The sequence below is a fragment of the Chitinophaga rhizosphaerae genome (assembly GCF_003958645.1).
GTDB lineage: Bacteria > Bacteroidota > Bacteroidia > Chitinophagales > Chitinophagaceae > Chitinophaga > Chitinophaga rhizosphaerae.
The window spans coordinates 459,806-473,771 of the sequence record NZ_RXLO01000003.1 but is presented as its reverse complement, the minus strand read 5'-3'; the positions used below and the strand labels follow the sequence as shown (position 1 = coordinate 473,771).

Genomic DNA, 13,966 nt, shown 5'->3' with positions numbered 1-13,966 from the left:
GGAGGGGTCTTTTTATTATCATTTATCCCGTTGCGCTACGGTCACGAACATGGAATCCGCGAACCGCCGGAACCCTTCCACCACCGTACTTTCCACGATCCGAAGCCCGCAATCCCGCTCCAGGAAAGCGGCCGCGTCTTCGTTCTCTTCCCGGAACACAGAACAGGTAATATACACAAGCGTTCCCCCAGGCGCCAGGAACTTCGACACGTTCTTCGCGATCTTCTTTTGCAGCGCAGCATACTCCGCGATCTTCGCCGCTTCGAAGTAATACAGATTCTCCGGAGACCGGCCCCAGGTGCCGGAACCGGTACACGGCGCGTCGAGGATGATGCCGTTGAACGAAGTATGCGGTAAATGGCCGCCCAGCCGGGGATCGGTGAGATCGAGCGTACGCGACGCATAATCCCGTATACCCGCTTCGGCAAAGCGTTTGCGGAGATTATCGAGGATGGAAGAACGGACGTCGCTCACCAACAGGCGGATATCCGGCTGATGATCGTGCAGGAGAATGGATTTGCCCCCGCTGGCAGCACAGCAGTCCCACCAGTATTCCTTCGCTTTGGGATGGAACCGCAGCCCGGTTTCCTGGGAAGAGAGGTCCTGTATCTCGTACCAGCTTTTCTCCGGCAGGATGGCTTCGGTTTTGGTGCCGTTGGGAAGGGCGATGGCGTCTGTCCCGACAGTCGCGTACACTACGCCGGCCTGTTCCAGTTGCCTGACGATCGCTTTCCTTTTACCGGGGCGCGCGCGGATGAAAAGGCGGGGCTGCTGGAGGAAGGACCGTGTAAATTCACCGGCCTCGATGGAAGGCGACAGATGCGCCTGGAAGGGGAATACGGCAGCGGGATCCCAGTCCAGTTGCGCGATGGCCAGTTTTTCGGCCAATGATGACGAAATGTGTTTGGCGAATTCCGGCCGCAGGGATGCCAGCATGGCGTCCGGAGCGTTTTCGCAGAGGAAGGTGGCCAGCAGGAGGCGGTCTTCCACCGGCATATCTGTTTGCCAGCGGCCCAGCCGGTAATAGCGGTAGACCAGCTGCTGGACGGTTTTACGGTCGCGGCTGCCCATTTGGGGTCTCGATTTGAAGAATTGCTTCAGAAAATGGTGCAGCGGCACGCTGCCATCGTATTCTTCCAGCACGGCTGCGGCCGACCGGAGGTAATTTTCCCATCGCGTCATGGGCGCAAAGATAAACCTATCCCGCGAAAGCCGCATTTCGAAACCCACCTTATCAAGGCCCCCACAATGCGGCCGGTCGTGTAATGTGTTTCACCGGGCCGGAATCGTTCGGCATCACCGAAGATCCGGCAACGTATACATTTCCCGGGGATACGCTGAAATTATGGACGGGCAGGCCGCCGGCGGTCTATTTCCTCCGGAAGAAATGATCCAAATGAGAAGGGCGACCACAGCGGTCGCCCTTCTTTCGATATACAATTACGGTAATTATACTTTCAGCAGCGCTTTCACGGGATCCTTTCCGAACAGGAGCTGCTCGGGATTTTCCAGCATGTCTTTCACACGAACGAGGAAGCTTACGGATTCGCGGCCGTCGATGATGCGGTGGTCGTAGCTGAGGGCTACGTACATCATGGGGCGGATCACGACCTGGCCGTTAACGGCCATGGGGCGTTCCTGGATTTTGTGCATGCCGAGGATGGCGGATTGCGGGATGTTGATGATGGGCGTGCTCATGAGGGAGCCGAACACACCACCGTTGGTGATGGTGAAGGTACCGCCGGTCATCTCGTCCATGGTGAGTTTGCTGTCGCGCGCTTTGGTAGCGAGTTCTACCACTTTCTTCTCGATGTCTGCCATGCCGAGGCTTTCGGCGTTGCGGATCACCGGTACCACGAGCCCTTTGGGCGCGGATACGGCGATGGAAACATCGCAATAATCGTGGTAAATGATCTCGTCACCATCGATGTAAGCGTTCACTGCGGGGAATTCCTGCAGGGCGAAGCAAACGGCTTTGGTGAAGAAGCTCATGAAACCGAGGTTCACGCCATGGGCGGTTTTGAAGGTTTCCTTGTATTTGGAGCGGATGGCCATGATGTTGGTCATGTCTACCTCGTTGAACGTGGTGAGCATGGCCGTGGTGTTTTTGGCTTCCACGAGGCGGCGCGAAACGGTTTTGCGGAGGTTGCTCATTTTCTCGCGGCGGTCTGCGCGGGAGAACAGCTCCTGGCCGATGGCCACGCCGGGGTTCTGCAGGGCGGCGAACACGTCGTCTTTCATGATCTTGCCATGGGCGCCGGACCCTTTGATGCTGGCGGGGTCCACTTTTTTGTCGGCGAGCACGGCGGCGGCAACGGGGCTGGCTTTCACATCGTTGGGGATGGAGGTAACCGGGGCCTGTTGCGCGGCGGGAGCGGCTTTCGGCGCTGCAGGAGCGGCCTGGGGCGCGGGGGCCTTGCCGGCCGGGCGTGCGGCGGATGTATCGATCTGGCAGGCTACGTCGCCGATGAGCAGCGTATCGCCTTCTTTCGCGATGGTTTTGAGGATACCGGCTTCTTCGGCATTCAGCTCGAAGGTGGCTTTCTCGGATTCCAGCTCGCAGAGCACTTCATCCCTTTCCACATATTCGCCGGTTTGTTTGATCCATTTGATGAGGGTTACTTCACTGATGGACTCCCCAACGGTAGGGACCTTGATATCGATCGTGCCTTTGTTGGACGCGGGCGCGGCCGGGGCGGCGGCTTCGGGAGCCGGGGCCGGGGCGGTGGCGGCGGGCGCTGCTGCTGCTGCCGGAGCGGCTGGTTGCGGTGTTACGCCTTCCGTAGCGTCTGTGTCGATAGTGGCGGCTACGTCACCGATGTTGATGGTGGCACCTTCTTCGGCCACGATCTTCAACACGCCGGCTTTCTCGGCGGTCAGTTCCAGTGTGGCTTTTTCGGACTCCATCTCGCAGAGCACGTCGTCCTGGTGCACGAATTCGCCGTTCTTCTTCAGCCATTTAGCGATGGTAACTTCGCTGATCGATTCTCCTACCTGAGGTATTTTAACTTCGATAATCATGTGTATAACCCTCCCGTAAAATGTAACGTTAAAAATTCATGGGTAAAATTAAGGGGATTCCGGTTAGCGCGGCTTCCTTTTCTTTTACTTTATGCTTAAATGTTGAATGCTGTGTCGATGATTTCCTGTTGCTCCTGGGCGTGGACCTTGCTGTAACCCGTTGCCGTGGCGGCGCTGGGGTTGCGGGAGATTACACCGTAGTTGAACTGTTTGAGGTTCATCTGCAGGAATCCGGCGGCGCCCATGTTCAGGGGCTCTTCCTGCACCCAGAACCACGTTGCGCCCTTGTACTTCTGCTGGATGGCCTCCAGTTGCGCGACCGGCAGCGGATACAGCTGCTCCAGGCGAACTACCGCCACATCCTTCCGGTCTTCCTTCATCTGCTTTTCGCTCAGGTCGAAATACATTTTGCCGGTGCAAAGCAGCACTTTCTTCACCCTTGCCGGTTCGGTGATGAACGGATCGTCCAGCACTTCCCTGAACCCGCCCTGCGTGAAATCGGTAACGGGGCTGTAGCTCCGTACATGGCGCAGGTTGGCTTTGGGCGAGAAGTTGATCATCGGCTTGCGGAACGGCAGCGCGAGCTGGCGGCGCAGGGCATGGAAGAAGCTGGCCGATGTGGTACAGTTGGTAATGAAAATATTGTATTCGGCGCATTGCTGCAGGAAACGCTCCAGGCGGGCGCTCGAGTGCTCGGGGCCCTGCCCTTCGTAACCATGCGGCAGCAACATCACCAGCCCGCTCTGCTTCTGCCATTTGGTTTCGGCGGAAGTGATGAACTGGTCGATGAGCGTTTGCGCACCGTTCATGAAATCGCCGAACTGTGCTTCCCAAATGGTCAGCGCATTAGGGGTGGCGATGGAATATCCGTATTCAAAGCCCAGCACGGCAAACTCGCTCAGCAGGGAATTATAGATGCGGAACTTGCCCTGGCCGTCGCCGATACGGCTCAGGCGGCTGTATTCCTCGTCGTTTTCCTCGCTGCGGAGCACGGCATGGCGGTGCGAAAAAGTACCGCGCTTCACGTCCTGCCCGCTGAGGCGCACGTCCTTACCGGATTGCAGGATGCTCGCGTAAGCCAGCAATTCGCCCGAAGCCCAGTCCAGCAGCCCCTGTTCAGCGAACAGTTTCTGTTTGTCCTTGAGCAGTTTATCCACCTTGCGAAGCGTTTTGAAACCTTCGGGGATGGCCATGATGTCTGCGAACAGTTTGTCGAGCTCGGCTTTGGAAATGGCGGTGTCGGGGGATTTGACGAAATCTTCCGGCGTGGATTTCCGCAGTTCCTGCCACCAAACTTCCGGGGCCTGGTACTTATAGGGAAGCGGGTGTTGCTTTACATTATCGAGCCGCTCCTGGAGATCTTTCCAGAAAGCTTTTTCCATTTCCTGCGCAATGGCCGCGTCTACGTCGCCATTGGCGATGAGCTCGCGGGAATAGATTTCCCGGGGATTGGGATGTTTTTCGATGGCTTCGTACAGCTTGGGCTGGGTGAACTTGGGATCGTCTCCCTCGTTGTGCCCGTGCTTGCGGTAGCACACCATATCAATATAAATGTCGGAATTGAATTCCTGGCGGTAGCGCGTGGCGATCTCGGCTACTCTCACGGTGGCTTCCACATCGTCGCCGTTCACATGGAAAACGGGCGCCTGCACGATGGAAGCTACGCTGGTGCAGTAGTCAGACGAGCGGGCGTCTTCGAAATCGGTGGTGAAACCGATCTGGTTGTTGATGACGAAGTGCATGGTGCCGCCGGTGTAATACCCGCGGAGCTTGCTCATCTGCGCCACTTCGTATACCACGCCCTGCCCTGCGATGGCCGCGTCTCCGTGGAGGAGGATGGGGAGGATCTGGTCGTAGTCGCTGTTATAGATGACATCGGCTTTGGAGCGGGCGAAGCCGACAACCACGGGGTCTACCACTTCGAGGTGAGACGGGTTGGGCGTCAGCTGCACGTTCACTTCCTTACCGGCCGGCGTCTGGATGCTGGCGCGGAAGCCGAGGTGGTATTTTACGTCGCCCGAGCCCATGGTGGTGTCGGGGATGGCGGTACCTTCGAATTCGGAAAATATCTGTTCGTAAGTTTTGCCGAGGATGTTGGCGAGCACGTTGAGGCGGCCGCGGTGGGCCATGCCGATCACGGCTTCTTTCACTCCGTATTCTGCGGCGGTGTTGATCATGGCGTCGAGCGCGGGGATGGTGGTTTCACCGCCTTCGAGGGAGAAGCGTTTCTGGCCGATGTATTTGGTGTGCAGGAACTGCTCGAACATCACGCCCTGGTTCAGTTTGGTGAGCACGCGCTTCTTCTGTTCGGCCGCGAGGGGTTTGCGGAGCGTGGTCTCCATTTCCTTCTGCAGCCATTCGATCCTTTTCAGATCGTTGATATAGGTGAACTCGATGCCGACTTTCCCGGCATAGATTTCTTTTACATGCTGAACGATTTTTTCGAGGGGAGCTTTACCGAGGCCAATGATCTGGCCGGCGAAGAATTCCGTTTTGAGGTCGGCGTCGGTGAGGCCGAAATGGGCGAGGTCAAGATTGGCGTGCCTGTCTTTCCTTTCGCGGATGGGATTGGTTTTGGCGATGAGGTGGCCTTTTTTGCGATAGGCCTGGATAAGGCGGTAAACGCCCAGTTCCTTCGTCAGCTGTTCGTTCGATACTCCCAGGGCAGTGGTACCGGTTGCTGCCGCACCCGCTTTCCCGTTCGCGTTGCTTACCGCAAAGTCGAATCCTTCAAAAAATTTGATCCATTCCGGGTCTACCGAGGCCGGATCCTCGCGGTACGCATTGTACAGCGATTCTATGTACGCCGGGTGCGAGTTGGTGACAAACGAAAAGTCCTTCATTTACAACGAATTTAAGCTTGGTCTTTAATTCTGCTTTAACCTATAACAGCAAAAAAGTGTTACGGGATTGCAAATATCGCTAAAGATTTGGGATTTTACGGGCTTTTTACCGGATTTACAGGGCGGAAAAGGTGGCCCGGATTTCACTTTTTTTTAACATCTTTGCAGCACAAAGGAAGTGGGAATACCGGCCAAATCCCGAATTCCCGGTTTTTATTTTTGTTTATCCAAAGATAAAACATACCTTTGCCGTCCGAAACTTGAAATTTATACAATGGCAAACCATAAAGCAACGAAAAAAGACGTACGTCAGAGCAGAGCGCGTAATGAACGTAACCGTTACTACGGGAAAACTACCCGTAATGCCATGCGGGATCTGAAGAAGCTGACCGACAAGGCAGCCGCTACCGAGAACCTCCCGGAAGTGCTGTCAATGATTGACAAGCTGGCTAAACGCAACGTTATCCACAAGAACAAAGCAGCTAACCTGAAAAGCAAGCTTACCCTGAAGGTAAACGCGCTCGCTTAATCATCAGGCTGTTAAACTCATAAATCAGCTCTTCCCTGCAATACGGGAAGGGCTTTTTTCATTTCCCGTACCCACTCCCCTATTCAAATATCGACCCCGCCCCTGAAGGAATCCCCCTATTGCCGTATATTTACACCAACTTCCTAACAATCAAATTATTAACCATTGATTTTCAACAGTCTAAACCGCAAATGGCGCACCCTCGCCCTGGCAGCCCTTTTAGCCACACCGCTCCAAACCACTCAGGCTCAAGACCTTACCACAAAATACGAACGCTCCGGTGCCCGGGAAACCGTCACCTATGCCGAATGCATCGATTACTGGAAGATGCTCGTCCGCCGCTTCCCGCAGCTTCATATCCGCGAAATCGGTCCCACAGACGCCGGGTCCCCCCTGCACCTGGTCACCCTCTCCCCCGACCGCGACTTCGATTATGCCAGCCTGCACCGCAAAAACCGGCGCATCATCCTCATCAACAACGGCATCCATCCCGGCGAGCCCGATGGCATAGACGCCACCATGATGCTCGCGCGCGACATCTGCCTGGGCAAAAAAAAGCTCCCCGCCAATGTGACCCTTGCCATCATCCCGCTCTATAACATCGGCGGATCGCTCAACCGTTCGGAATTTTACCGGGTAGACCAGAACGGCCCGGCCGCCTTCGGCTCCCGCGGAAACGCCCAGAACCTCGACCTCAACCGGGATTTCATCAAAGCGGATTCCCGCAACGCCAGAACGTTCCACCAAATCTACCACCTCACCGACCCCGATGTGTTCGTAGATAACCATGTCAGCAATGGAGCTGACTATCAGCATATTATGACATTACTGTCTACCCAACACGGAAAACTCGGCGGGCCCATGGGCGCCTGGCTCCACGATACTTTCGAACCCGCACTGTACAAAATGATGCAGGATAAAGGGTACGACCTGCTGCCTTACGTGAACCATTTCGGGCCAACGCCCGACAGCGGGTGGACCGCCTTCGCCGACGGGCCCCGCTATTCCAGCGGCTACACCACCCTGTTCCACACTTTCGGGTTTGTGCCCGAAACGCACATGCTGAAGCCTTACAAGCAGCGTGTAGAGGCCACCTACGCCCTGATGGAGTGCTTCATCCGGTTCACATCGGAGAACAGCGCAAAGATCAAAGCCCTCCGCGACGCCACGAAGACAGCGGTCAAAACGCAGGAAAAATTCCCCCTGAGCTGGGAGCCCGATACGAGTAAACCGCAGTGGTACACTTTCAAAGGGTTCGAGGCGGGTTACAGACCGAGCGATGTGTCCGGGTTGCCGCGCCTGTTTTACGACCGATCGAAGCCTTATGAAAAGCAGATCCGCATTTTCAATCACTTTGAGCCGGGCAATTTCGTGACGCGGCCGGATGCTTACGTGATCCCGCAGGGATGGTGGGCCGTGATCGAGTTGCTGCAAGGGAACCATGTGAAGATGCGCCGCTTGCAGCGAGACACCACGATCGAAGTGGAGACGTATACTATCAAGGATTTCAAGACGGTGACCTCGCCGTACGAGAAACATTATTTGCATTTCGGGGTGAAGACGGAAACGTCCAAACTGCGGATCACGTTCAGGAAGGGGGATTGGTATATTCCCATGGACCAGGCGGCCAACCGGTATTTGGTGGAGACGCTGGAACCGGGGGGCGCGGATTCTTTCCTGGCCTGGAATTTCTTTGACGCCATATTGGGCCAGAAGGAAGGATATTCGTCTTATGTGTTTGAAGACACGGCGGGAGAATTTTTGCGGTCGCACCCGGAGGTGCGGAAGGCATTGGAAGCGCGCCGCGCCGGGGATTCCACGTTCGCAAAAAGCGGTTCCGCGCAGCTGAATTTCGTGTATCGCCAATCGCCGTGGAACGAGCCGGGATTCATGCGGTACCCGGTGTTCAGGGTGGTGAAATGATGGTTGGAAGGGTCAATGTTTCTGCAACAGGATGAACGTGTGCTGTTCTCCGTAAAAATGATTGTAGACCAGCGCGGTCTTGTGACGGCCCGAAAGCAGCTCCTGCTGGGCGGTCCACATGCCGAAAGCGCCTGCGGTATCGTATTCGCCGCAATATTGCTTGAAGGGAATGTTGGTGGCTGTAGATGGAAGGGCTTTTTCCACCACTGCATAAAAATGATCGAAACGCGTGTCGCCATTGCGGCCGATGACGAGTAAATCCACATCTTCCGCTTTCACGCCCTGCTTTTGCAGGAATTGCGCGAGCTGGGACGCCACCTGATCAGGCGCAGGCCTGTAAAGCATCTGTATGCCCCTTACTTCGACCGGCGCGGGTTGCGTGCCGACGAGGAAAAACACGGCGCCTTCTCCGGCAATGGTTCCCGGCGTACCGGACGCCAGCATATCCGCCGGCTGGGTGAGTGCGGATTTCCAGTAGCCGATGCGGCTTTTAATGAAGAAATGCTCCACCGTCATTTCGTCGAAACCACCTACCAGCACACTTTCCGCATTTCCCTCCTGGATCTGCAGCAGGCTGTCGAGCAGCGCGTGCTCGAAAGAGAAACCCCTATGCACAAACGTATTGTTATAATCCGTGCACTGCTGTTGCAGGGCGATGAGGCCGTTGACGGAGTTATAGGTGGATTGAATGAACGGCGTGGGATTGAGCGCCGTTTCTTCATAAGTGCGGATATCGTGTAGAAACTTTTCCGTGTCCTGCAGGCTGCCGCGACCCGTACCTGTAATAATGGCGCCGGGCACGGTGGCGTTGGCGTTCCGCAGACATTGCAATGCCGCCGTGAGCCCCATTTTAAGCAACCGGCTCATACGGCGCAGGCTGTTGGGCGGAATGAACCCCGCGTACCCCGGCTCCTGCGCGCGCAGGAGGTTCCGCTCTTCGAGCGGGAGGAACTGCGGTGCATACTCCCCCGAAAAGCTCTGTTGCGGGGAAATCGCTGCACTGGCCTGTATGTAGCACTTAATTTCCATATTTACTGATCACGAGTGATGCATTGTTGCCGCCGAACCCGAAAGAGTTGGACACTACGTTCTTCACGGGCGATTCTTCCAGCAGGCGCGTTTCCGGCGAGATGCGCAGCTCTTCCATGCGCGTCGTAAAGTTGAGGTTCGGCCAGATCATCTGCCGGTTGATCGCCAGCACGGAATAGATCGCCTCGATGGCCCCGGCCGCCGCGAGGGTATGGCCGGTAAAGGGCTTGGTGGAGCTGAACGCCGGCACCTCGTTCCCGAAGAGCCTTTCCAGCGCCCGGCCTTCCGACACGTCGTTATTCAGCGTAGCCGTGCCATGCACATTCACGTACTGCACGTCTGCCGGCGAAAGCCCGCCCATTTCCAGGGCCTTCCGCATGGCTTCGAAAGCTCCGTCGCCCTCGGGGGAGGGAGACGTGGGATGGAAGGCTTCATTGGTATTGCACCATCCACTCAGTTCAGCCATGGGCCTCGCTTTGCGGCGCTGCGCGAAACTTTCCGATTCCAGCACGAGATACGCCGCGCCTTCGCCCAGGTTGAGGCCGTTACGATCATTGTCGAACGGCATGCAATGCCTTTTATCGATGTTCTTGAGGGAATTGAAACCATTGATGGTAAACCGTGTGAGCGCTTCGGTGCCGCCGCACACCGCCCTGTCTACGAGCCCTGCGCGAATGAGCCGCGCGCCGTACATGAGCGCGTTGGCCGACGAGGAGCAGGCAGTACTGATGGTGGTGACATAAGCCGTAAGGCCGGTTTCGTCGGCGATGCGCTGGGTACAATCCGCACAATCGAGGGTATCGATGAGCTGGAGGAAGGTACCTTCCTTTTGGGGGTCGAGGATATCGAAATAGATTTTCTCGGTGTCGCACATGCCGCCAACAGTAGATGCATTGATGAAGGCGGTCGGGGTTTCGGCGGCATCATTGATACCGGCGGAGCGCAGGGCTTCCTGCATGGCCACGAGCCCCAGGAGCGTGGTGCGGGTGAAGCCGGTGGTATCCGGGAGCCCGGCCAATTTCGCCAGTTCTTCCGACGAACATTTCACTTCTCCGACCGGGAGCACGTTCCGGTGAATGGTATCCACGAACCGTGAATAGCCGATGCCGCTCCGTTGCGCCCGGAGGCTGCGGAAATTCTCCTCCACGTTATTCCCGATGGCGGAGATCATACCCATACCTGTTATCAACACACGTTCTGCCATACGGTCCATGCGGGATCAGGCCGCCTGTTTGCTCATAATGAATTCTGCCATGGATTGAACGCTCTGAAGGATTTTACGGCCTTCGCGAGGGTCTTCCACTTTGATCTTATAGTTTCTTTCCAGCAACACCATCAGTTCCAGCGAATCAATGCTGTCGAGCCCGAGGCCTTCGCCAAACAGGGGGGCATTGTCGTCAATGTCTTCCGGTTTGGTATCCTGCAGGTTCAGGGCTTCGATGATCTGCTGTTTGAGTTTCAGTTTTAATGCTTCCATGTTGTTGTAGGTTTTACGCCCACGGCGTATTCCAGGGGGGTAAAATTAGTTGTTTTACCGTTGTTAAGAAAATGTTCTTTATCCGATCCTGCGCTGCTCCACTACGGCCGCTGCTACCAGCATGGCCCCGCCGCATATGAGCAGCTTGGCGATATCGGGCAGCACGTACGGGATATGGCCGTTGCGCAGGTAAATATCGTTAATGGCGTCCAGCCCCCAGCTCAGGGGCGATAACCGTCCTATCATCTGCATCGATTCCGGCATGATCTCCAGCGGTATCCAGATGCCGCCGATGGCACTGAGGATCACGATGCTCACCGCCCCGAAATTCAACGCCTGGTTGGGTGTTTTGAAGATCGTCCCGATGAGGATGCCGTACGCCGTGGCCGTTACGCCGATGCTCGCCGCCACGAGGAACCCCGCCACATGGTTTACCCCCAGCTGCAGTTCCGGAAGGCCCAGCATCGGGAGCAAATACAATCCCACCATGATCATCAAATAGAACTGTACAATGCATATGCCGACGAAAAACAGCAGTTTCCCCGTGAGCACAGACAGGTAATTCCCGGGAATGAGCTTCATCCGCACCAGGCTCCCGTCTTCCCGCTCGCGGATCATATTCCCGGCGATGGGGATCACGATGAAGAACATGGCGAAAATGCTCCAGGCGGGCACATTATGTTGTACGGAGTTGGAGATGACGTCGATCTGCTTCCCCTCTCCCAGGCTCGTTTCCCGGAGCGCCACGGCTTTGAGGCGGATGGCGGGGAAAGTGTCCTGGCTGAGGCTGTCGCGGCTGCGGAGTTGCAGCTGGATGCGCTCCAGCAACAGATCGGTTTCCACCTGGGTGAGAAAATTGTCCAACGCCTGGTGGATGGCGCTTTTAAAGGCTTTCTTGGCCGCGGGGTCGAAATACAGCTGTACGGCGAGGGAGTCGTTGGAAAGGGCTTTCACCGGCAATTGCGACGGCAGGCCCATCCGCTTCGAAATATCGTTTACGATCTTGTTGGCATTACTGACGATTTCCGCCGTAGCGCCTTTGGGAACGGTAATGCTGATCTTGTATTTACCTTTGGCCACCATGCTTTTCGCCGCTGCCTCCGACAACGGCTGGCCGTTGATGGAATCGACGACATTGAATTGCCCGCTTTCCTGCAGCCCTTCGCGGATGTACCGTCCGAGCCGGCCATGGTCGTTATCCACCGCGAGAATATCGAACTTCACTTCCTGGTAATCGCGGAAAGGCGCGTCCTGGATGAGGGCCATTACGGTGATCAGCACCAGCGGCATGGCAAACAGCAGCGCCAGCCCGGCTTTGTCGCGCCGCAGCAATAACCATTCTTTCCGTATCGTGGCGATGATCCTTAACATGTTTGCTTTTGTTTAATCCCGCACGGCATGGCCGGTATAATGGAGGAACACGTCTTCCAGGTTGCGGCAATGACCGTGACGGCCAACGAGTTCTTTCGGCGTGCCCTGCACCACCAGCGTACCTTCGTCGATGATCGCCACCTCATTGCAGATCTGCTCGGCTTCGTCGAGCAGGTGCGAGGTGTAGATGACGCTGTTGCCTTTCGCGTTGTAATCCCGCAGGAATTGCAGGATCATGCTGCGCGATTGAACATCCACGCCGGCGGTAGGCTCGTCGAGCACGAGGAGCCTGGGCTCGTGAAGGATGGACGCGATGATATTGGCGCGCCTTTTCATCCCGCCCGAAAATTTCCCGGTTTCTTTATGTGCGGCCTTTTCCAGCCCGAAAGCTTCGAGGTGCTGCATGATTTTTTCGCGGAGGGGTTTGCCGCTGAATCCGTAGAGGTTCCCGAAATACCGGAGGTTCTCGAAAGCCGTCAGTTGCGGAAAGAGGGCGATGCGCTGGGGCACCACGCCGATAGCCCTTTTGATGGCTTCGCGATTGGCAGGCACCTGCGGCATGCCGAAGATTTCCGCGCTGCCGCCGGTAGCTTCCACCAGTCCGCAGAGGATGGAGATCGTCGTGGTTTTCCCGGCGCCGTTAGGCCCGAGGAGCCCGGCGATCGTTCCTTCGGCGAAGGTGCACGAAAGTCCGCGGAGACTGGGTGTCAGTGCTCCGGCGTACGTTTTCTCCAGGTCTTTCACGGCAATGCTGTTCATGTCGCTTTTCCTCAGAGTTTAACGGTAGACAGGCGGCGGAATACTTTTTCTTCCATATCGGCGATCTGCAGGAGCATTTTGCCCAGTTCGCCGTAGGAAACGTTGTCGGCCGAACGCGCTTTGCAGACGCGCCCTGCATGGGCGGCAAAGTTACGCCAGGCGTCGCCCACCTGCGTCAGTTCGCGGCCTGCGTCTATCAGCCCGGGCTTGTCCAGCAGCGAACCGGCTTCCTGGAGGAAGGCGGCGTACATGAACCGGAACCCGGCGCCGCCGGTCCCGATCTCTTCCTGCATGCGGATCACGTTACCGAGGTAAAGCGCGGCTTTGCGGTCTCCCGCTTTGGCGGGATAATCTTTCATCCTTTTAGCGAGGAACCGGATGCCTTTCACGCCGAACATGGGAACGGGGATCTTGAGCATGTAATGGCAGGCCTGGTCGATGCCGGCTTTCACCGGGCCGCGGAAATCCACTTCCTTCGGCACGCTCACGGGGTAATACATTTTGCCTTTCGGCGCGGGGAACCCTTTGGCGAAGCGGGCGCGGACGAGATTTTCGGTATCGATGCGGGTTACGGTGTCCATGATGGGATCGGAAACGAGGTAATCGTCTCCGTCCTTACCGTATACCACGAGGTTATGCGCGTTGAAATGGAAGCGGTACGATTCCGGGAAATATGGAAGATAGTACACGCTGGATTGCAATCCGACCGGCACGCCGTCCCCGACCAGTTCGTCGAGGGTTTTCATGGCGCTGTCCACACTGCTGAACTTGCGCGATTCCATCGTAACGCCGAGCCTTTTGCAAGCGCGGGAAAAGATGGCGCCGGGCCAGATGCGGTAGGTGGTGCCGGGCACGCCGTTCACTTTCACGAAAGGCAGGTGGCCGAAAAAGATGCCGGCCCCGATCCCGAAGGCCATGGGCTCGCTGATCTGGAGACCATGATGGCCGAAGAGGTTGGATATTACGCCGCTTTCACAGTGGGCGGTTTGCGTGTGGCTGAATTGTGTCATGTCT

At 56.6% G+C, this 13,966-nt stretch carries 11 protein-coding genes; 2 read left to right on the top strand and 9 right to left on the bottom strand.

The window, feature by feature from the left end:
• Positions 1-18: 18 nt before the first annotated feature.
• The 3 genes from EJ361_RS09060 to EJ361_RS09050 all read right to left on the bottom strand — a co-directional run bounded on the left by EJ361_RS09060 (position 19) and on the right by EJ361_RS09050 (position 5,864).
• The gene (locus EJ361_RS09060; protein ID WP_164714141.1) at positions 19-1,182 is read right to left on the bottom strand and encodes an RsmB/NOP family class I SAM-dependent RNA methyltransferase; all 1,164 of its coding nucleotides are present in this window, start codon (positions 1,180-1,182) and stop codon (positions 19-21) included.
• Between the two features lie 267 nt (positions 1,183-1,449).
• Positions 1,450-3,021: a 2-oxoglutarate dehydrogenase complex dihydrolipoyllysine-residue succinyltransferase gene (gene odhB, locus EJ361_RS09055; RefSeq protein ID WP_126245166.1), complete on the bottom strand. Its 1,572-nt coding sequence runs from the start codon at positions 3,019-3,021 to the stop codon at positions 1,450-1,452.
• Between the two features lie 95 nt (positions 3,022-3,116).
• On the bottom strand, positions 3,117-5,864 hold the full coding sequence (locus EJ361_RS09050; RefSeq protein ID WP_126245165.1) for a 2-oxoglutarate dehydrogenase E1 component: 2,748 nt from the start codon (positions 5,862-5,864) through the stop codon (positions 3,117-3,119).
• Between the two features lie 274 nt (positions 5,865-6,138).
• On the opposite strand from EJ361_RS09050, the gene rpsT reads away from it, so the two are divergent.
• Positions 6,139-6,393: a 30S ribosomal protein S20 gene (rpsT, locus tag EJ361_RS09045; protein ID WP_126245164.1), complete on the top strand. Its 255-nt coding sequence runs from the start codon at positions 6,139-6,141 to the stop codon at positions 6,391-6,393.
• 165 nt (positions 6,394-6,558) lie between these two features.
• Positions 6,559-8,316, top strand: a complete 1,758-nt coding sequence (locus EJ361_RS09040) for a M14 family metallopeptidase (RefSeq protein ID WP_240646589.1) — start codon at positions 6,559-6,561, stop codon at positions 8,314-8,316.
• Between the two features lie 12 nt (positions 8,317-8,328).
• On the opposite strand, the gene EJ361_RS09035 is transcribed toward EJ361_RS09040, so the two are convergent.
• The 6 genes from EJ361_RS09035 to EJ361_RS09010 are packed head-to-tail and all read right to left on the bottom strand — an operon-like array spanning position 8,329 to position 13,962.
• Positions 8,329-9,345, bottom strand: coding sequence for a beta-ketoacyl synthase chain length factor (locus EJ361_RS09035; protein ID WP_126245163.1), 1,017 nt, complete (start codon positions 9,343-9,345; stop codon positions 8,329-8,331).
• Entirely contained in the window at positions 9,335-10,549 is a 1,215-nt protein-coding gene (locus EJ361_RS09030; RefSeq protein WP_126245162.1) for a beta-ketoacyl-[acyl-carrier-protein] synthase family protein, read from the bottom strand. The genes EJ361_RS09035 and EJ361_RS09030 overlap by 11 nt, the downstream gene beginning before the upstream one ends.
• A gap of 15 nt (positions 10,550-10,564) precedes the next feature.
• On the bottom strand, positions 10,565-10,852 hold the full coding sequence (locus tag EJ361_RS09025) for a phosphopantetheine-binding protein (RefSeq protein WP_262707067.1): 288 nt from the start codon (positions 10,850-10,852) through the stop codon (positions 10,565-10,567).
• A gap of 48 nt (positions 10,853-10,900) precedes the next feature.
• Positions 10,901-12,193: an ABC transporter permease gene (locus EJ361_RS09020; protein ID WP_126245160.1), complete on the bottom strand. Its 1,293-nt coding sequence runs from the start codon at positions 12,191-12,193 to the stop codon at positions 10,901-10,903.
• Between the two features lie 12 nt (positions 12,194-12,205).
• Positions 12,206-12,952 (bottom strand): ABC transporter ATP-binding protein, encoded by a 747-nt coding sequence (locus tag EJ361_RS09015; RefSeq protein WP_240646587.1) that lies wholly within the window; start codon positions 12,950-12,952, stop codon positions 12,206-12,208.
• 11 nt (positions 12,953-12,963) lie between these two features.
• Positions 12,964-13,962: a BtrH N-terminal domain-containing protein gene (locus EJ361_RS09010; protein ID WP_126245159.1), complete on the bottom strand. Its 999-nt coding sequence runs from the start codon at positions 13,960-13,962 to the stop codon at positions 12,964-12,966.
• Between the last annotated feature and the right edge of the window lie 4 nt (positions 13,963-13,966).